The sequence below is a fragment of the Fervidobacterium riparium genome (genome assembly GCF_025370035.1).
Classification (GTDB): domain Bacteria; phylum Thermotogota; class Thermotogae; order Thermotogales; family Fervidobacteriaceae; genus Fervidobacterium; species Fervidobacterium gondwanense.
In genome coordinates this window covers 535,001-554,835 of the sequence record NZ_CP009277.1, presented here as the reverse complement: position 1 = coordinate 554,835, position 19,835 = coordinate 535,001, and the positions used below count along the sequence as shown (strand labels likewise).

The 19,835-nt window shown below is 33.5% G+C and carries 20 protein-coding genes and 2 pseudogenes (1 of these 22 cut by a window edge); 14 read left to right on the top strand and 8 right to left on the bottom strand.

What is annotated here, in order from left to right:
* The first annotated feature begins 27 nt into the window (after positions 1–27).
* From IB67_RS02465 to istB (IB67_RS02445), 5 genes are all read left to right on the top strand, one after another.
* Entirely contained in the window at positions 28–633 is a 606-nt protein-coding gene (locus IB67_RS02465) for a hypothetical protein (RefSeq protein ID WP_498875424.1), read from the top strand.
* A gap of 80 nt (positions 634–713) precedes the next feature.
* Positions 714–1,574 (top strand): CPBP family glutamic-type intramembrane protease, encoded by an 861-nt coding sequence (locus tag IB67_RS02460; RefSeq protein ID WP_498875423.1) that lies wholly within the window; start codon positions 714–716, stop codon positions 1,572–1,574.
* Positions 1,575–2,839: 1,265 nt separating this feature from the next.
* Positions 2,840–3,541, top strand: a complete 702-nt coding sequence (locus IB67_RS02455) for a radical SAM protein (protein ID WP_498875422.1) — start codon at positions 2,840–2,842, stop codon at positions 3,539–3,541.
* A 190-nt stretch (positions 3,542–3,731) separates the two neighbouring features.
* Complete coding sequence (gene istA, locus IB67_RS02450) at positions 3,732–4,934, top strand: IS21 family transposase (protein WP_214496180.1); 1,203 nt, start codon at positions 3,732–3,734, stop codon at positions 4,932–4,934.
* A 20-nt stretch (positions 4,935–4,954) separates the two neighbouring features.
* Positions 4,955–5,719 (top strand): IS21-like element ISCbe3 family helper ATPase IstB, encoded by a 765-nt coding sequence (istB, locus tag IB67_RS02445; protein WP_014451263.1) that lies wholly within the window; start codon positions 4,955–4,957, stop codon positions 5,717–5,719.
* A gap of 1,174 nt (positions 5,720–6,893) precedes the next feature.
* Here istB (IB67_RS02445) and IB67_RS02440 read toward each other — a convergent pair.
* Entirely contained in the window at positions 6,894–7,511 is a 618-nt protein-coding gene (locus IB67_RS02440) for a radical SAM protein (protein WP_498875421.1), read from the bottom strand.
* Positions 7,512–7,765: 254 nt separating this feature from the next.
* Here IB67_RS02440 and IB67_RS02435 point away from each other — a divergent pair, with 254 nt between their 5' ends.
* Positions 7,766–8,983: an IS110 family RNA-guided transposase gene (locus IB67_RS02435; protein WP_014450884.1), complete on the top strand. Its 1,218-nt coding sequence runs from the start codon at positions 7,766–7,768 to the stop codon at positions 8,981–8,983.
* 86 nt (positions 8,984–9,069) lie between these two features.
* On the opposite strand, the gene IB67_RS02430 is transcribed toward IB67_RS02435, so the two are convergent.
* The 4 genes from IB67_RS02430 to IB67_RS02415 form a co-directional block, all read right to left on the bottom strand.
* Positions 9,070–9,819 carry a transposase gene (locus IB67_RS02430; protein ID WP_498875164.1) on the bottom strand — a complete coding sequence of 250 codons (750 nt, stop codon included), beginning with the start codon at positions 9,817–9,819 and terminating at the stop codon, positions 9,070–9,072.
* Positions 9,820–9,911: 92 nt separating this feature from the next.
* Positions 9,912–10,034 (bottom strand): hypothetical protein, encoded by a 123-nt coding sequence (locus tag IB67_RS02425; RefSeq protein WP_498875420.1) that lies wholly within the window; start codon positions 10,032–10,034, stop codon positions 9,912–9,914.
* A 3-nt stretch (positions 10,035–10,037) separates the two neighbouring features.
* Positions 10,038–10,550 carry a flavodoxin family protein gene (locus tag IB67_RS02420; protein WP_148805294.1) on the bottom strand — a complete coding sequence of 171 codons (513 nt, stop codon included), beginning with the start codon at positions 10,548–10,550 and terminating at the stop codon, positions 10,038–10,040.
* A 65-nt stretch (positions 10,551–10,615) separates the two neighbouring features.
* On the bottom strand, positions 10,616–11,056 hold the full coding sequence (locus tag IB67_RS02415; RefSeq protein WP_372590148.1) for a type II secretion system protein: 441 nt from the start codon (positions 11,054–11,056) through the stop codon (positions 10,616–10,618).
* Between the two features lie 260 nt (positions 11,057–11,316).
* Between IB67_RS02415 and IB67_RS02410 the strand changes: the two genes are divergently transcribed.
* Positions 11,317–12,357 (top strand): glycosyltransferase family 2 protein, encoded by a 1,041-nt coding sequence (locus IB67_RS02410; protein WP_372590149.1) that lies wholly within the window; start codon positions 11,317–11,319, stop codon positions 12,355–12,357.
* On the top strand, positions 12,347–12,946 hold the full coding sequence (locus IB67_RS02405; RefSeq protein WP_498875419.1) for a glycerol-3-phosphate acyltransferase: 600 nt from the start codon (positions 12,347–12,349) through the stop codon (positions 12,944–12,946). Before IB67_RS02410 ends, IB67_RS02405 begins: the two co-directional genes overlap by 11 nt.
* A gap of 1 nt (position 12,947) precedes the next feature.
* Here the strand turns inward: IB67_RS02405 and IB67_RS02400 are convergent, their stop codons facing one another.
* The 3 genes from IB67_RS02400 to istA (IB67_RS02390) all read right to left on the bottom strand — a co-directional run bounded on the left by IB67_RS02400 (position 12,948) and on the right by istA (IB67_RS02390) (position 15,481).
* Positions 12,948–13,382 carry an OsmC family protein gene (locus tag IB67_RS02400; protein ID WP_372590151.1) on the bottom strand — a complete coding sequence of 145 codons (435 nt, stop codon included), beginning with the start codon at positions 13,380–13,382 and terminating at the stop codon, positions 12,948–12,950.
* A gap of 111 nt (positions 13,383–13,493) precedes the next feature.
* On the bottom strand, positions 13,494–14,258 hold the full coding sequence (gene istB, locus IB67_RS02395) for an IS21-like element ISCbe3 family helper ATPase IstB (protein WP_014043191.1): 765 nt from the start codon (positions 14,256–14,258) through the stop codon (positions 13,494–13,496).
* A 20-nt stretch (positions 14,259–14,278) separates the two neighbouring features.
* Positions 14,279–15,481 carry an IS21 family transposase gene (gene istA, locus IB67_RS02390; RefSeq protein WP_214496180.1) on the bottom strand — a complete coding sequence of 401 codons (1,203 nt, stop codon included), beginning with the start codon at positions 15,479–15,481 and terminating at the stop codon, positions 14,279–14,281.
* Between the two features lie 104 nt (positions 15,482–15,585).
* Between istA (IB67_RS02390) and IB67_RS02385 the strand changes: the two are divergent.
* The 6 genes and pseudogenes from IB67_RS02385 to IB67_RS02360 all read left to right on the top strand — a co-directional run.
* A pseudogene (locus IB67_RS02385) lies at positions 15,586–15,837 on the top strand (IS21 family transposase); the annotation flags it as partial.
* Positions 15,834–16,626, top strand: a pseudogene (istB, locus tag IB67_RS02380) (IS21-like element ISCsa9 family helper ATPase IstB). The pseudogenes IB67_RS02385 and istB (IB67_RS02380), both read left to right, overlap by 4 nt.
* Positions 16,627–16,788: 162 nt before the next feature.
* On the top strand, positions 16,789–17,280 hold the full coding sequence (locus IB67_RS02375) for a recombinase family protein (protein WP_498875418.1): 492 nt from the start codon (positions 16,789–16,791) through the stop codon (positions 17,278–17,280).
* Positions 17,243–18,811, top strand: a complete 1,569-nt coding sequence (locus IB67_RS02370; protein ID WP_498875417.1) for a recombinase family protein — start codon at positions 17,243–17,245, stop codon at positions 18,809–18,811. Before IB67_RS02375 ends, IB67_RS02370 begins: the two co-directional genes overlap by 38 nt.
* A 132-nt stretch (positions 18,812–18,943) precedes the next feature.
* Entirely contained in the window at positions 18,944–19,348 is a 405-nt protein-coding gene (locus IB67_RS02365) for a hypothetical protein (RefSeq protein WP_498875416.1), read from the top strand.
* Between the two features lie 389 nt (positions 19,349–19,737).
* Positions 19,738–19,835 carry the beginning of a hypothetical protein gene (locus tag IB67_RS02360; RefSeq protein ID WP_498875415.1) on the top strand. The gene runs 262 nt beyond the window's last position, so the window shows 98 of its 360 coding nt (coding positions 1–98); the start codon lies at positions 19,738–19,740; its stop codon lies off the right edge, out of view.

Here is a 19,835-nt window from a genome sequence, read left to right as displayed (position 1 = left end):
TTCATATTTCAAAGTGGGGGGAATATAATGAGAATTTACCTTGAAAAATACAACAAAGATTATGGAAAAACATTTGAACTGGAAATCGATGAATATGATAAAATAGAAATTGATGAATTTTATAATATAAAAGTGGACGAAAAAATATTAAATGAGAATATCTTTGGAGATATTATGTTGTTTAATCCAAATAATAACTCAACTATCTTCAAAAAAACGAAGAAGAAATACCATGAAAATGATAATTTAATTGTCAAAATATTGGATGTGAAGAACGTTGAAAGAAAAAATCTGTACTTCGGCATAGATACAAAGTTCTACATAAAAGTATTTTTACAAAGCACAACCGAAAAAACCTTGCATAGAAAAATTTCGCTTTTTGTTAAGTTAAATAACGATGTATTAAGAGCTTCGTCTTTCGAAATATCACCAGGTGATATGGTTTTAATAAACCAAAAAATGCCATACAAGTTTCTTACTAATAAACAGTCTCAAAATTTTGGTAAATTCGAGATTGCTTATTGTCTATACAACAATGGGCACCTTTCTGTTAAGCAAAAAGTATTTATTGTTGACCTTCTCTACAATCAACACTGTGGCATTAGCAGTTTAATTTATAGTAATACTCGCTAAAACCGTTTTGGATTTTTGTTTTACGATTAATCTACAATGCTTTTATTAGGGAGAAGCAAAATTATCAAGGTGGTAAGATAATGAATCACAAAAATAGGTTTTTTATCTACGGATTTTTAATCTTTTTAATTTTTTCCCAGCGAATAAGAGTTTTGATACTTTTTCCAGAAATTTTTTACAAGTTTTATCCCTTATTTTTTCATAATGCTAATCTAGGCGGATATTATTTAAACAAAACTCCTCAAAATATCCTTTCTTTTTTCTCAGAACCTATCCAAATACAGTTATTTTTTGTTCTCGTGATCTTTCTTCGTAGTTTCTTGTTTTATTTTCTATTTTTGTTGTTTTTTGAGCTCTTAACTATCAGCAAATACACAAGCCTCGTTTTTTTAAAAAAGTTAGGAACCAAACGAAATCTTATTCTCTTTTCAATTTATCTTTTATTTATCACTACTCTAATTTACTTTGTAGATAATTCTCCCAGAGACAATGTTTATCTTTTTGGAATAAAAATTTCAAATTCATTATCATGGCTAATTATTACATGTCTCATTTACTTTATCTCTGCATATTTTGAAGAACTAACCTATCGTGACATAGTATTTAACGTTGTGAAAAAGCAAATGGGTACCTTGAGTGGAGTTTTGTTATCTTCTTTGCTATTTTCTTTTAGACACTTCCCTGTCTATATGCTCTTCTACAAGGACACGTTAATAACATCACTAATATTTGTTTTTTTAGTAGCAATCTTTCTTTCAATAACATACATCTTCTCAGGTAATAATATCTTCGTACCAACAGTAATTCACACGCTTTGGAATTTCACAAGTAATTTTTACACAACTAAATACTTTATCCAACTCAACATTGTTTTTGTCATTATTTTCGTATCGGTTCATTTTTTGATCAAGAAACATATAAAAATTCTTAGTGTGTTTTAATAGTTTTTGAATAAAAATAAAGCAACAAGTCGCATATTTAAATACTCTGTCATATCAGACAGAGTATTTTTTTGTATTCACCATAAACCATTTTCTTGGAAAATATATTAACCAATATCCAATTACTCGTATATGCATGTGAACCTAGTGCAATTAGTTTTGTTACATAACAATACAGTGAATTTAGTTCATACAAATGTAATTATTTATTAGATTAAATGCAAAAAAAATAAGAAATGGGCTTATAAATGACTATAATTTTCTGTGGTTGTCTTTTTTTTCCTTTGAAGATTTCAGGTCATAATTATAAAATTCAATTGTAAGATAATCATCATAATTTACATTGATAGTTTTTTATAACATATGAAAATACTTTAGTTTTTGGATTTCACCCTGTCCAAAGTAAGTAGCGAATGATATTTGAAAAAAATGAGCTATACCAAATAAGATTCAGTTAGTAATTAGTTACACTCGGAGGTGTAGCTCATTAGGGAACAAATTCAGTACATTACTATCTCTTTCAATATCCCAAGCAATATTCTTGAATCTATTACAAATCTTGTCTGTAAACCTTCTAAACGTATGCATATTCGTAAATATAACGATATCGTCTTTCTCAAGTTCTTGATTATTTTTTATTTCCTCCAAACAAACTCGATTAGAGAACTATAAAGGAAAATAAAAGCTAATCAAATAGCTTTCGATGAGAAACTTCCATCAATACAAACGATAAGCTATCGAAAGAAGAAAATAGACAAAGAAAAGTTATCAAGATTAATGAAAAAACTAATCGGAAGTATCGCGACTATAGATAGCACAAAGCTGAAAAATAACGAAAAACTCATAAATTTTGAGCGGAAAAAGTGGCTGGACGTAAAAGTATGGATAGAGTGGATGTTGATAGGGAGGATGTTAGTGTATTTAGTAAGTCGTATAAAACGAGAGAACCGAGGACACTTGAAATCCTTCTTAATTAGTTTGCTACTTTGGATAGGATGTAAAATAATTATCATACCCTGCCGGTGGGGATAAATAAAATATAGAAAGGAGGGATAAGATGTATTCAGTCGTTAAGTATAATTGGTTACAAACAGAAGAGTTCGAAATTAAAGATCGAATATTTGGCGGTTGTGGTCTAATCTGTTCGCCATATTGTAAATCAGAGTTAACAAAATAATTCGTTTTTTTACACAGGAACCTGCGTATTTTACGCAGGTTCCATTTTAAATCAATATTCTCTCATAAAATACAAGGAGGAAGAGATGATGCAATACTATATAAGTGAGAACACTATAGAATTTAATGTAGAAAACTGCATTTATCTTATTAATCCGTTAAGTGGTTCTTTAGATAAAATAGCGGATGAACAATTTATACAAGAGTGGAATTTAGTAAAAAACAAAAAGAGCAAAAATTACGAGTTTTTAAAAATGTTGTCAGATAGAGGTTATATATTTTTTGATGTTTCAGAAGAAGAAAAACTTCATAAAAAATTAAGCAATTTTATTAAACAGATGAAAAAGCCACTTAGGGTACATCTCATATTGAGCTATGATTGTAATCTGAGATGCAAATATTGTTTTCAAAACATAAGTCGCTCCAAAAAAATAGCTAAAGAGATTGTTATTCAAAGAATGTTTGATACTATTGAGTTTTTAAAACTTGAGAACAATCATGAAAAAGTAGAAATTGTCCTTTTTGGTGGAGAACCATTAATTAGAAATAAATTTTTATATCAGCGATTAAAACAAACCTTAGATACCGCAAGCACAAAAAATTACAGTATAGAAATTGTTACAAATGGTGTACATCTGGAAAGTTACATTCCTTTATTGAAAAATTATAATATTTCTCAAATACAAGTTACTTTAGACGGACCAAAAAATATTCATGACGAGAGAAAACCTGTTGACCTACTCCCCGCATTAAAATGCGAGGATTCTTTATGCGGTATGTTAGCTTACTAACCTTAACCGCATTGGGTTGGCCAAAGCCCCTACTCCTACTCCATTTACGGAGCTTGGAGATACCTTTTTGAGTATGTTTAATGCACCGTTTGTTAATGATAAAATAAAAATGTACTGAAAGTGGAATATAAGGATGTACAAAATTGTACATTGATATGATATCCTTTCTCATAGTGAGGAGGGATATCAAATGCAGAACTTAACAGCACATTTAAACATGATAAGGGCGATGAAAATGAAACCTAACTTTTCAGAACTTGCAAGAATATATGGGATAGACAGAAGAACAGTAAAAAAGTATTATGAGGGTTATGAAGGAAAACCTAAGAATAGAAATAAACCAAGTAAATTGGACAAATACTATGATGAGATAAAATCAAAGCTTGCTATCAAAGGAGTTACAGTCAAGGGTGTTTATGAGTATTTAAAATCAAAAGATGAGACAATAGGAACATACTCAAATTTCAATAAGTATGTTAAGAAAAAAGGATTAAAGCCAGAGAAGAAAGTAAAAGGTCACCCAAGATTTGAGACAGATCCAGGTGAGCAAGCGCAAGTTGATTGGAAAGAGAATATAAAGCTTGTCTCAAGAAATGGAGAGGAGTTTGTTATTAATGTTCTTGATTTTAAATTAGGTTATTCAAGATATTGCTGCTTTGAGATAAACAGGACAAAAACTCAAGAAGAATTAATAGAAAGTCTAATAAGAATATTCAAAGATATAGGCGGAGTACCTAAAGAGATTTTATTTGACAATGCAGCAGCAGTTGTTGATATAACAGGTGAGAAAATTAAAGTAAATTCAAGATTTAAAAGTTTTGCAAAAGACTTTGGGTTTGAAGTGAAACTGTGCAAACCAAGACATTCGTACACAAAAGGAAAAGTTGAAGCAGCAAACAAGTTTATATATTGGATACTGCCATATCAGGGTGAATTTGAAACAGAAGAGGACTTAGTAAGGATAATAAAAGAGATAAACGCAAAGGTCAATATGCAGCCAAATCAAACAACTCAAGTCCCACCTGCTCTTCTGTTTCAAAAAGAAAAAGAGTATTTACAACCCTTGCCAGACAAAAGGTTAATAGAGAGTTACCTAAATTCCTACAAGTCAGTTAAAGTCCAAAAGGACTCTCTGATTTACTACAAGGGAAGTAAATACTCTGTTCCACCCGAATACATAGGAAAGACAGTCCAAGTAAAGGAGGTGGAAAACAAAATTTATATTTATTATAACACAAACCTGTTAAGGATACATGTTATTGATGAAAAAAGTATCAATTATCACGATGAAGATTACAAACAGCTAATGCTAATGAGAGTTGGTCAAAAAGAAGAGCTTAACAAGATATGTGAGGAGAACCTAAAGAAATTTGATAATCTGTTGAAAAACTAAAGAAAGGAGAAAATCTAAAAATGAGCAACTATGTGAAACTACTTAACAACTTAGAAGAGTTAGGTCTTCACAACATAAAGAATAATCTTGACAAATACTTAGATTTAGTGGCAAGCGGAGAAAAGAGTATGACAGATGCATTGTATGAACTTAGCAACTTAGAGATAAAAGCCAAAGAAGAAAGGGCTATATTAGGATGTGTGAGGGTAGCAAATTTCCCATTTATAAAAGGTATAGAAGATTTTGATTTTTCATTTCAGCCAAGTATAAACAAGCAACAGATAATGGACTTAATGAGTTTGAGATTTTTAGAGGGTAATGAAAATATACTATTTGTCGGAACACCAGGGGTAGGGAAAACGCATCTAGCCACAGCAATAGGTATAGAGTGTGCAAAACGAAGGTATTCAACATATTTTATACATTTTCAAGAGTTAATAGCTCAGCTAAAAAAAGCACTGTTAGAGAACAGATTAGAGTACAGACTTAAGCATTTTTCGAAATACAAAGTTTTAATAATAGATGAGATAGGTTATTTGCCAATAGACAATGATGGAGCGAATTTATTTTTCCAGCTGATATCAAGCAGATATGAGAAGAGCAGCACAATAATAACAACTAATGTTGTATTTTCAGAGTGGGGAGAGATATTTGGTGGAGCGACGATAGCAAATGCAATTTTGGATAGGCTACTCCATCATTCTTACGTGATTTTCATAAAAGGTCCTTCATACAGATTGCAGTCAAAAACAGTATATTTTAGCAACACAAACCAGCAAAACTAAGTTTATTTTTTGTACATTTTTATTTTCGATTTTTTGTTCATTTTGATATTGACATTTACAACTTAATAGACTTTCTCCAAACGTTTCCTATTTCCCTTCGATCCTTTAAAGTGTAATCTAAATCATAGAAATATTCCGACATGTGATGGGCCAATCTCTTTTCGTTTCCTCTGGGTTAATTATGTACCAATTAGTGATGCCTATTAGGGACTAGGGAAATAGAAGTTTAAGTCTTATTTCTTGTTAGTTTCTCGTGGTGCCTATAAAGTAAGTACGAATCTATGATAAATATTAAAGCAAAAACAATGCAAAATGTAGCTTTAAAAATCTCATAACTTACGTTGAATATCAGCATTATTAACATGAATGATAAGAAAAAACTAGTCACAACAAAACTGATCGAGTGAGCTTCTGCCATTTTGTTTTGAAGTTGTTTATCCTGTAAAATGTTAATATATCGACTAGTAAAAAAGTTAGAGAAAAAAGCAAAAAATGCAAAATACATATAAGATTTAAAAAATCCTAAAAAACCAAGAAAACCGAGAAAGCCTAACAACCAAAAGAATTTTTTCATACAAATTCCTCCCAACATGCATAATTATAACCTTATGTTAAAATTATACCAAATTACCAATATTTTTCACAATAAGAAAGATAGTTTGAAATTAAAAGAAAAATTAATAAAAAATATACTGCAAATGCATTAGGAGATAATATAATGATTTTTGCTAGTTCTGCTTTTTGGCTAAATTAAAACGAAAAGTAAATAGAAAACAATAGAAACTTTTAAATTAAAAAGAGACATAAAAAGCAAAACCGTAATGCTGTTTTTCGGTCAACTTTAAATTTCCTTGCTATTTCACTGATATTTAACCCTTTAAAAAAGAACGCATTTCTGATATCATCTATTTGGGTCATTGTGAGCATCCTCTATTTCTTCCTTGCAGTTAAGTTTTCTCTAACTACAAGGATAATTTATGGGTGCCTATAATAACCCTTTGCAAGTCTAAAGATTTTTCCTTTTCAACTTCGTCCATTCTTATTTTACCCTAAACAAAAAGTCGCATTTTTAATATTATCCTTAAAGCATTGTGTAGCTATCCATTACCCTCGAAAAAACTATGTATAAATTGACTTCTTCTTGAGATACCATTTACATTTATTTTTTATTCCATCATTTCATAATATCTTTCAAGTTACATTTATCAAACTCAATGAGTTTATTTTTGAGTACTACACATGATAAACAAAAATTATTCAGAATACAGTCTTTGCATATTGGATTTTCCAAAGTTCTGTCATCCCAAACTTTTTCCAATTTAATTATCAGCTGAGAAACTCTTATATCTTCAGTAAGAGAACCAAAATTATACTCACATTGTTTATAGAAAGCTATGCATGGATATATACATCCTTCTGGAGACAAGTACATTTTGAATTGGAGACATTTGTTAGGGTTCATGAAATAATTGTAAATAGTTGGTTTTATAATATTATTTTGAATTGAATATAACTTATTTTTATATGGAAAATTCCAAATAACCCCCTCTTTATTTGTTTGGTCTAAAATAAATTCATTTGGAAGATTAAGCACCACTTGAAAAGGGATATTATATTTTTTTAACAAATGGATTTTCCAGCTAATTTTGCGGTTATATTCAATATTATTACCAACAATTTGAAGTAAAATCTGTATAGGATATTTATTTAAAATAGAAATCCTGTCTTCATTTAATAACATTCCATTCGTGATGAGAAAGAAGTCAAATTTATATTTAGAAGCAATGCTCATAAATTTTAACAACTCATCAAATCTTACTAATGGATCTCCTCCTACGTAAAAGTATGGTATAAATATTTTAGTCAAAAAATAGGCAGGGCAGGACGACTTAGTGTCCCTTGGCTTTCAAGCCATTACAGGAGTCTGTCGCCTGCCTTTAACCATGATAAGTTGGTTGGGTTTTTAACCCTCGTCACACTGGAGGTTTGGTTCAGCAGGCCCCTGCCCTCGCCTTTTAACCTATTCAATCGAAAGGAGGTTTTAGTATGTCTCAAAACTTCTCCATCTTTGTCGGTATTGACATCTCCAAGCATAAGTTCAACGCCTGTGCTATCCAAAATCCTAATTCTATCATCTTCGAATCTGCTTTCGATATGTCCAAACAAGGGTTTTCCTCCTTTGTTCAAAAGCTCTCCGTTTTCCCTAAGTCTTCTGTCCTTATCGCTATGGAGTCTACTGGCTGTTACCATCTTAACCTTCTTTCTTTCCTCTCTCTCAATGATTTCTCTTGTGTCGTTCTTAATCCTTTGCTTGTTAACAAATCTCTTCCCGTTGGGCTTAGGAAAACTAAAACTGACAAAATCGATGCTCGCTCTATTGCTCTTACCATCTTCTATACCCATCACATTCTTCCTACTTCTTCTTTCCTCAACTCAGATTTTCGGGATATTGCAAGGAAAAAGGAAAGCATCACTCATCAAATCTCAAGAGTCAAAAACGACATCGAAAAGCTTCTTTCTCTCCTCTTCCCTGAACTTGAAAAAGTGACCAACATCTACAATGATGCTATCTTGGATTTGCTTTCTTCTTTCCCTTCTGCTAAAGCTATCCAAAAAGCCTCCATTGATTCTCTACGTGTTTTCTTTTCAAAAACAATCGGTAGAAAGTTAAAACTTACCCCAGAAACTCTTAAAGAGCTTGCTAACAACTCCATCGCTCAGTATTGGCCAGTGAAAGAGAAGATTCTTATTCAAACTATCAAGGAACTTCGATTTTTACAACAGCAACTTAATGAGTTTGATGAGATGCTCAAAGAATATTGCAAATGTGCTTCGCTTAATCAAGATGTTGAAATACTCACGTCCATTGACGGAATTGGTGAAAATAGCGCACTGTATTTTCTTGCCGAAGTTGGCGATATTTCAAGATTTAGCACATACAAAAAACTAATTGCCTATTGTGGGCTTGACCCAAGCGTAGATGAATCAGGCAAACACAAAGGAGAAAGCCGTATATCCAAAAGGGGCAATGCACACCTGAGACGAATAATTTGGCTGATGAGTGTGAATGTAGTGAGACACAACGAATATTTTAAAGCATATTTTCAAAGAAAACGAGCGCAAGGGTTAGTATACAAAAAAGCGATGATGAGTGTAGCGCACAAATTGCTAAGGACGATATTTGCTATGATGAAAAAGCGCGAGAAATTCAACATCGATCATACATTTTCGTCTTCTACTCAAAATTTAATTTTACATAGTTGACTCCTGTGAGTAATATTAAAGCCTCAGGATCTTCACTTTCTTCCAGAGTAATATATTTCCCAAAGTCACCCTGGCCAATGTAAAATCTAAGTGAACAGAACTGTGTATAGCTTCGGTTGTTTCTTCAGCATCCCTATCAAGTATGTTAACTCCTGCCCAATTAACCTTATCGTTAACTTCGTAAACAACGTCGCTTTGTTTATCTTCTCTATCACTAATCCCAGTTTCAACCTTTCAAAATAGTACTCTATCTCCCACCTCTTCCTGTATATCGCCCTCATCAGCTCACTTTTCATGAATTCTTCACCAGCTTTTCCCCTCGGCCTGATTATCTTTTCTCCTTCCCCTTCTGCCCTGAACTTTTTAACGTGATATCCCCTGTCTCCTATTATTAAACTACCTTTGCACCCTTTCGTCATTTCTATCCCTACGTCCCATTCTCGCCTCTCACTTACCTCGAAGTCCACTACTACTTTCTCTTTGCTGTTGTACAACGCATGCAATCTCTCTTTCTTATTTCTCAACTCGCTCGAATCTATCGCAAGTATGCTCCCTGCTACCTTCTTCATTATTCCTGATATCTTCGCTTTGTCTATATATTTCATCCGATACGTTAACGTCTGCCGAGTTGGTAACTTGTATGGATAATAGATATTCCCTCTCTTGACTTCATCGTAGAACTCCCTCACATACTGACATTTCGTCAAACACATTGCAATGATGACTCTTAATATGTCTAAATCCGAATATTTCCTCGTAAACATCCTCCTTGACCTCTTAAAGACAATTTTCGCAATAGCTTCTAATGATTTTTCTGGTATAATAACTTTGATCACGGGGAACTGTGCCTCCTTTCGTATTGATTGGTGTTCGATACAATTTTGGCACGGTTCCCCCTTTTTGTTAACTCTCTTTTTTATTTGTTAACTCATCCCTCCAATTTCACATCCCACTTTGGCCAGGGTCTATATTTCCCAAAGTATTCTTTTGCTTCTCTTAATTTATTTTCTACATCATAAGCTATAGGACTTAATAAAAATTTTACCTTCATTTTTTATTTCTCCTTTCCACAATTTATCATCTTCACATATTCTGCCATCTGTTTACCAAGAAGTCTACATGCCTTTTGTTCTGCCTCCTTGGGATATCCTACAGAGACTGCTCCATAATGGGCGGTCACACCTGGTGCTGAATAATCAGGAAGTCCAAATACTAAGTATCCATAATTCATAAGTATGGTTAGTATGGAATATAAAGTAGCTTCATTTCCTCCCCCAAGTCCTCCAGAAGAGGAAAAGGCGGATCCAATTTTCCCCTTTACTTTTCCCCAAGCTACACTAACACTTTCATCAAAGAACTTTTTAAGTTTCCATGTAAGGGTACCACAATAGGCAGGGGATCCCACTATAATTCCATCATAAATTAAAAGATCTTCAGGTTTTGCATCATCCACATATTTTAATGTAACTTCTACACCTTCTACTTCTTTTACACCTTTTTCAATTTCTTCTGCCATCTTCTTTGTGTTTCCAGAAACACTATCATATAGGATTAATACTTTGGGCACAAAAATCCCTCCTTATATGCAAAATTTACCTATTTAGTTATCTTACTATACTTTTTGGTTTTTAATCAACGGGAGTAATAGGTAAGGGCGTAATCCTTAGTGGGTTTATCAGTTCTATAATATATAATGTGATAGTTTTTTGTGCTTTCTATCCAGTCCCAAATGCTATCCCAATCAGTATAATCATCCTGCCAAAAAATCACACTATATGGTCTATTATTATATGGGCATATTAAGGGTTCAGGAAAATATTGAGGATTATTGAAAAAATATGTGGTAAAAGCCCAGGCATCTCCTGTATGATCAGATCCTCCGTCAGGATATGAATGGTTTTTTAAATAATATAGTTCTAAAGAAGTTTTTATAATTCTCATGTTTTCAAGTTGAGCATTTCTTTTTGCCTGTCTAATGGCATCAAAATATAGGGGTGTTGCTATAGCAACCAAAATACCAATTATGAAAAGGGCAACTAAGATTTCTAATAAAGTAAAACCCCTATTTTTCATATTATAAATTTTATAATAATTATAAAAAGATGGCAAGAGAAAAATAGGAATGTTGTAAATAGGTATGGAGATAAGCACCAGTATGAAGAGATAAGTAAAGATAAACCTCTGTCCTTATCATCCTTACAATATCCATGGAATATCATTATGCTTTCCAAGAGCAAGATTTACTGCTTATTATGGAGGGGAGTGATAGAAAAGTTTTTAAAATTTATCTGTCCTTGTAATTTTATTCATTTATAATTTATAATATTTCTGTTATGAGAGATATAATTTATCTTTTCTCTTGGGGGATAGGCTGGTTATATTACAAGACTCTTAGGTTTCTCAGGAGGGAAGATCAAAATTTAAAAGACTATAAGATATCGGTAATTATCCCAGCAAGAAATGAAGAAAGAAATCTTCCTAAACTTCTTTCCCTTCTTGAGAAACAAACCTATAAACCATATGAAATCATAGTTGTAAATGACAATTCTGAGGACAACACAGAAGAGGTAGCAAGAAAATTTAATGTGAAGGTGATATCTTTACATGAGGATCCACCAGAAGGATGGGTAGGAAAGAATTGGGCAATATGGAATGGATATTTGGAGTCAGGAGGAGATCTACTTTTATTTCTTGATGCTGATGTAGAGCCAAGGGAAGATTTTATAGAAGTGCTTTTAGAAAGCTATGAGAGATATAAAGGATTAGTATCTTGTTGGCCTTATCAAAGATTTGAAAAATTTTATGAACACTTGAATTTTATATTTAATCTTGGGGCGGTTATTACCATGTCTTCCTTAGGGAAAGAAGGTGCCTATGGACCAGTAATGCTCATATCCAGAAAAGATTATGAGAAAGTTGGGGGACATTTGGAGATAAGGGATAAGGTAGTGGAGGATTTTTATTTTGGGAATCTTTGTATGAAAAAGGGAATAAATGTTACAAATCTTCTTGGAGGAGAGCATGTAAGATTTAGGATGTATCCTGGAGGTTTTTGGGATTTATTGGAGGGATTTACAAAGAATACTTCTCAAGCTATATCTTCTTTGAGTCTTAAAAAGGTTTTGTATCTTTTAGCTTGGTTTTATGGAATTTTAGGAAGCTCTTTTTATGATGGTGTTTTTAATATTTTTTATCTACTTTTTGTTTTTCAGCTCTATATATTTACAAGAAAACTTGGAGATTATAACGTTTTAGATTCCTTACTTTATCCTTTACATTTTCTTTTTTTCCTCTTTGTACTTATCTATTCCACAGTGAAAGGCTCCTTTTTAAAATCTGTTTCATGGAAGGGGAGAAAAATAAATGTGGGATAGTTTAATGATAATTTTTCTTCAGTTTCTTTCTGGATCCATGATGTATTCTTATTTTATAGCTAAGCTTCTTAATATAGATTTAACAAAGGTAAGGGATGGTAATCCTGGAGCATATAATCTATGGATCTCTACCAATTGGAAAATTGGAATATTAGGAGTACTTCTTGATTATCTTAAAGGGATATTTCCTCTCTTTTGGTTTATAAAATATAGGGATCTAAGAGATAGGTTTGTAATCACTACAGCTGCTTTGGCAGGAATATTGGGTCATGTTTTTTCTCCCTTTCTTGGAGGAAAAGGAGGAAAGGCTATTTCAGTTTCTTTTGGGGCTTGGACAGTAGTAACTGGTCTACAAAGACCACTCTTTTTGGGTCTTTCCATGTTTATATTTAATCTGGCAAAATGGCACGGAGCATCCCCCGAAGAGGATGCTCTCAAGGTATTTTATGGTTTTTTGTGTTTGATTCCCTTTGTAATTTATAAAGTTTTTACAGGGGATATTTATATTTTATATTTCTATTTAGCCAATTTTAGTATTATCATTTATACCCATAGAAGGGAACTTTATAAAGTTCTTGTTAATGCTTAAATTATTCTAAGGATATCTTTAAGTTTACAGGATTCTTAATGATATCCGATACTGGACATCTTCTTTCTACTTCTTTCATAAGCTCTTCAATTTTTGTCCTATCTACGGAAGCTTCAATCTTAATCTTTACTCTTACCTCATCATATCCCGCTCTTACATTGGGATCTCCCATAAATCCTCTTGGATCAAGGTCACCTTCTGTATGAATCTCTACATTCTGAAGAGGGATATTTTTCTCTTTAGCTACCACTGGTATTACGATTCCTAAGCATCCAATAAGGGCTGCTAATACTACTTCCACTGGATTGGGAGCGGTATCCTCTCCTCCAAGGGAAGGTGGCTCATCCATGTTAATGGTGAATTTGTTTCTAATTTTTGCCTCTACTTTGAGGTTACCAAGCCATTTTCCTTCAGCCTTAAATGTAACTTTTCCCATTGGTTTATACCTCCTTTTAAATCTTGTTTATATTATTTTATCATCTCCTACTGTAAATGTCAATATCAAAATGAACAAAAAATCGAAAATAAAAATGTACAAAAAATAAACTTAGTTTTGCTGGTTTGTGTTGCTAAAATATGCTGTTTTTGACTGCAATCTGTATGAAGGACCTTTTATGAAAATCACGTAAGAATGATGGAGTAGCCTATCCAAAATTGCATTTGCTATCGTCGCTCCACCAAATATCTCTCCCCATTCAGAGAATACAACATTAGTTGTTATTATTGTACTGCTCTTCTCATATCTGCTCGATATCAGCTGGAAAAATAAATTCGCTCCATCATTGTCTATTGGCAAATAACCTATCTCATCTATTATTAAAACTTTATATTTTGAAAAATGTTTAAGCCTGTATTCTAATCTGTTCTCTAACAGTGCTTTTTTTAGCTGAGCTATTAACTCTTGAAAATGTATAAAATATGTTGAATACCTTCGTTTTGCACACTCTATACCTATTGCTGTGGCTAGATGCGTTTTCCCTACCCCTGGTGTTCCGACAAATAGTATATTTTCATTACCCTCTAAAAATCTCAAACTCATTAAGTCCATTATCTGTTGCTTGTTTATACTTGGCTGAAATGAAAAATCAAAATCTTCTATACCTTTTATAAATGGGAAATTTGCCACCCTCACACATCCTAATATCGCCCTTTCTTCTTTGGCTTTTATCTCTAAATTACTAAGTTCATATAATGCATCTGTCATACTCTTTTCTCCGCTTGCCACTAAATCTAAGTATTTGTCAAGGTTATTCTTTATGTTGTGAAGACCTAACTCTTCTAAGTTGTTAAGTAGTTTCACATAGTTGCTCATTTTTAGATTTTCTCCTTTCTTTAGTTTTTCAACAGATTATCAAATTTCTTTAGGTTCTCCTCACATATCTTGTTAAGCTCTTCTTTTTGACCAACTCTCATTAGCATTAGCTGTTTGTAATCTTCATCGTGATAATTGATACTTTTTTCATCAATAACATGTATCCTTAACAGGTTTGTGTTATAATAAATATAAATTTTGTTTTCCACCTCCTTTACTTGGACTGTCTTTCCTATGTATTCGGGTGGAACAGAGTATTTACTTCCCTTGTAGTAAATCAGAGAGTCCTTTTGGACTTTAACTGACTTGTAGGAATTTAGGTAACTCTCTATTAACCTTTTGTCTGGCAAGGGTTGTAAATACTCTTTTTCTTTTTGAAACAGAAGAGCAGGTGGGACTTGAGTTGTTTGATTTGGCTGCATATTGACCTTTGCGTTTATCTCTTTTATTATCCTTACTAAGTCCTCTTCTGTTTCAAATTCACCCTGATATGGCAGTATCCAATATATAAACTTGTTTGCTGCTTCAACTTTTCCTTTTGTGTACGAATGTCTTGGTTTGCACAGTTTCACTTCAAACCCAAAGTCTTTTGCAAAACTTTTAAATCTTGAATTTACTTTAATTTTCTCACCTGTTATATCAACAACTGCTGCTGCATTGTCAAATAAAATCTCTTTAGGTACTCCGCCTATATCTTTGAATATTCTTATTAGACTTTCTATTAATTCTTCTTGAGTTTTTGTCCTGTTTATCTCAAAGCAGCAATATCTTGAATAACCTAATTTAAAATCAAGAACATTAATAACAAACTCCTCTCCATTTCTTGAGACAAGCTTTATATTCTCTTTCCAATCAACTTGCGCTTGCTCACCTGGATCTGTCTCAAATCTTGGGTGACCTTTTACTTTCTTCTCTGGCTTTAATCCTTTTTTCTTAACATACTTATTGAAATTTGAGTATGTTCCTATTGTCTCATCTTTTGATTTTAAATACTCATAAACACCCTTGACTGTAACTCCTTTGATAGCAAGCTTTGATTTTATCTCATCATAGTATTTGTCCAATTTACTTGGTTTATTTCTATTCTTAGGTTTTCCTTCATAACCCTCATAATACTTTTTTACTGTTCTTCTGTCTATCCCATATATTCTTGCAAGTTCTGAAAAGTTAGGTTTCATTTTCATCGCCCTTATCATGTTTAAATGTGCTGTTAAGTTCTGCATTTGATATCCCTCCTCACTATGAGAAAGGATATCATATCAATGTACAATTTTGTACATCCTTATATTCCACTTTCAGTACATTTTTATTTTATCATTAACATGATGATTACAGAAGCATAAGTGGGATAATAGCACTAAAAGAGAGATATGGAGCAGAGGCAGTGGACAATGCGTGTAAGAGGGCTTTAAAATTTGGAGGATTGAGCTACAAGGTTGTGAAGAATATATGTGAAAAAGGGATAAGCGATTTGCCTGAGTATGAAGATGAGAGCTATATCAATGAGGAAATAACAGAGCTTTACAGGGATATCAGGGAATATGACAAATTGCTTAAGATAGGAGAATTGCAAAGATGAATGATCTTTTGTTGGGGAAGCTAAGGGATTTGAAATTATCTGGGATAATAAAGAGTTTTGATTTAAGAGTAGAGGAAGCTATTAAGAATAACTTTTCTTATCAAGAGTTTTTTGAAATATTGATAAACGATGAAGTGAGTAACAGGAGAATAAACAGTAATCAAAAGAGGATAAGCAAAGCGAGGTTTCCATGGCACAAGACATTAGAAGAATACAATTTTAGTTATCAGCCTTCAATTAATAAGAGGTTTATATACAATTTGGCGACCTGTGAATTTGTCTGCAAGAAAGAAAATGTGTGCATCAATAGGACCGCCAGGGACAGGAAAAACACACCTTGCAATAGCAATAGGACTAAAAGCTGTAGCACTTGGATATAGAGTTTTGTTTACCACAGCAAACGAGATGTTAGAAGAGCTGTATATTTCAAGAGCTGATAATTCGTATCAACAAAAGTTAAAAAACTATGTTAATGTGGACCTGTTGATAATAGATAAGCTAAGCTTAAGGAAATTTAACCAAAGCAGTGTAGATGATTTTTATGAGATAATATCGAAGAGGTACGAGAGAGGATCAATAATAATAACTACAAACAAGGTATTTGAAGAGTGGCCGAGGATATTTTATGACCCAGTCTTAGCAACGGCAATTTTAGATAGATTTGTACATCACTGTCATTTTGTAGTTATCAAGGGTGAAAGTTATAGGATGAAACAACGGGAAGGGGCTATAAAAGCTTTAACAGATGATTCCAAGAATGAGTCAAATCAGTTAGATAATGATAATTAAATTTTTTTGAAAACAGGTGGGGAAAAAATATTATCAAAAGTGGGGAAAAGGTATTGACAATAACACTGAAAAGCAGATTGATGCATTCGATAGAAAAATATTTGAGGATTTTATTGAAGAAATCATTGTGTTTTCACAAGAAGAAATAAGTTTCAAAATGAAATGCGGGTTGAACTTAAGAGAAAGGCTGGTGAAATGATGAGCCATATACCTTTTGGATATAACATTCAAAACGGCAGGGCTGTCGTTAATGAAGAGGAAGCAGTTAAGATTGAGAAACTATTTGAGGCTTATCTTTCCGGGCTTTCTTTAAGCAAAGCGGCACAAAAAGCAGGTATTAAGCGCTGCCATACATCTATTGCAAGAATGCTGACAGATAAACGGTATGTTGAAGACAAATTCTATCCGCCAATTATCAGCAGGGACACATTCGAAAAAGCACAACTGGAAAGACGCAGACGAGCTAAGGCGCTTGGCAGGATTTATGAACATAAAGGAAATGAAAAGAAATGCCTGAATTTTAGGTTTCATGCTTCAATGCCAGATAATCTATACGATGATCCATTTCAGCAGGCAGAGTATGCTTATAGTTCTATTAAGAGCGAGGTGATTTTAGATGACAACCAGGAATGTTACGATAATTCCTGCTCGTAAGCGAATTGGGAATAGTGCAAAGGCTGAGGAATTGCCTAAGCTTCGGGTAGCAGCTTACTGTCGTGTTTCTACGGACAGCGAGGAGCAGGCAACCAGTTATGAAGCACAAATCGAGCATTATACAAATTACATTAAAAGCAATCCAGAATGGGAGTTAGCCGGTATATTTGCAGATGAAGGCATTACCGGAACTAACACAAAAAAGCGTGAAGAATTTAACCGGATGATAGAAGAATGCATGCAGGGCAAAATCGATATGATAATTACGAAATCTATCAGCCGGTTTGCAAGAAATACGCTGGACTGCCTAAAGTACATAAGGCAGCTTAAAGAAAAAAATATTCCGGTTTACTTTGAAAAGGAAAATATAAACACATTGGATTCCAAAGGGGAAATCCTGCTGACAATTATGGCATCTTTGGCACAGCAAGAAAGCCAATCGTTAAGCCAGAATGTAAAACTGGGTATTCAGTACCGATATCAGCAAGGGAAAATCCATATTAATCACAACCGGTTTCTTGGCTATACAAAGGATAAAGACGGTAATTTAGTTATCGTGCCAGAAGAAGCAGAAATTGTTAAACGCATTTATAGAGAATACCTCGAAGGTTCCAGTATGCTGCAGATAGCAAGAGGTCTGGAAGCTGACGGAATTCTTACAGGCGCGGGCAATCCCAGATGGCATACCAGCACTATCAATAAGATTTTGAGGAATGAAAAATACATCGGTGATGCGCTGCTGCAGAAAACCTATACGGTAGATTTTTTATCGAAGAAAAGGGTACCCAATAACGGTATAGTTCCACAATACTATGTAGAAAACAGCCATGAGCCTATAATCCCGCGTGAAATCTTTATGCAGGTGCAGGAACAGCTTGTCAAAAGAAGATGTGTGCATATAAGTAAGAACGGAAAGAAGAGAAACTACAGCAATAATCATCCCTTATCCCAAATGGTGTTCTGCGGCAAGTGTCATGAAGTATTCCGCAGGGTTCATTGGAATAACCGAGGAAAGAAATCAATCGTATGGAGATGCGTCAGCAGATTGGAAAACACCGGTTTGTTTTGTACCGCTTCCACTATACTTGAAGATACTCTCAAAGAGAAGATTGTAGAAGCTATCAATATAGCCGTCAGCGGGAAAAACTCTTTCCTGGCCATACTGAAAAAGAATATTGAAACCGTATTAAACGAGGATTTGGACGAGAGTACGGCAGATATTGATAAAAGGCTGGAAGAGCTTCAAGCCGAGTTGATCCAATTGGCAAATTCAAAGGAAGCATATGATAATATTGTCAATGAGATTTACCGCTTACGGGACTTAAGGCAAGAAACCCTTTCAAGAAACGCTCTCCGTCAAGATAAGCGGGATCGGATCGCTGAGATGACGGACTTCCTTAATATGCAAACCGGTGGTATTACGGAATTTGATGATAAACTGGTTAGAAAACTAATTGAAAAGGCAACTGTATATAATGACAGGCTAGTGGTAGAGTTTAAGTCAGGGTTAGAAATAGAAATAAACTTATAAGGTTGTAATAAGATTGCCGCCAGTTGAGGAGGAAACCTTCTTAATTGGCGGCATATTTGTTTTATACAAATGTATAAACAAATATAGACAAATAAATAATTTTCATATATAATTGTAATGAGGTGGTGAATTATGGATATTAGAATAGACAGCTTAATTCCCTTTGATTCATTGAAAACCAATATAGACCATGTGTTCTCTGTAGTTGATAAAAACGGAAAAGTCGTTCTGCTTAAAGATAATAAGCCGATTTATATAGTCTTAAAATATGATGAAAACCATTTAAGTGATGCAGGAATTGGCATGCAAGAGATGCCGAACTATACACTTCATGAAGCCATGAGAATTGTTTTATCTGAGGCAGAAAACAAGACGATGCATGCAGCTGAACTTGCCGATGAGATATATAAGCGTAGGCTGTATTTAAAAAAGGATGGCAGTAAGGCGGAATATACACAGATAAGGGCAAGGTGCGGGCATTACCCTGATATGTTTGAAGCATTGCCAGGCAACTACATTAAGTTGAAGGAGGATTAGAATGTATATCTGTAATGACCCCGTTTGTGATCCAGTTTGCGATTTTTGCTGGTTTTGCAAACATGACGAAAATGGTATACCTAAGTGCTGCACAAAGGGAAAGATTAAGGAATTTGATGATGGTTTAGGATATTGCGATGAATTTAAATGTAGTATACATGAAAAACAGCCATGATGTGAATTTTGAAGTGATTTATCCTTACCAACAGTCTGAAACATATTTATCAGTGAAAACTGATTATAATTGATTGTTAAGATGAAAGGGCTGATAAAGATTGGCTCAAATACAATCATTGATGCGGGCTGTAATAAACTTTTATAATTTTAACAACAGAAATGATCCCGTAGTAATCACAAGAGTAAAAGAACACGACAGTGAAAGAATGTGCATGGACAGACTAGAAAGAGCGATTTTTGACTCATGTGATGAAGAATGCAAGGCAACTCCATCAAGATATGCAATATGGGGAGAAGACATCCGTAGCCT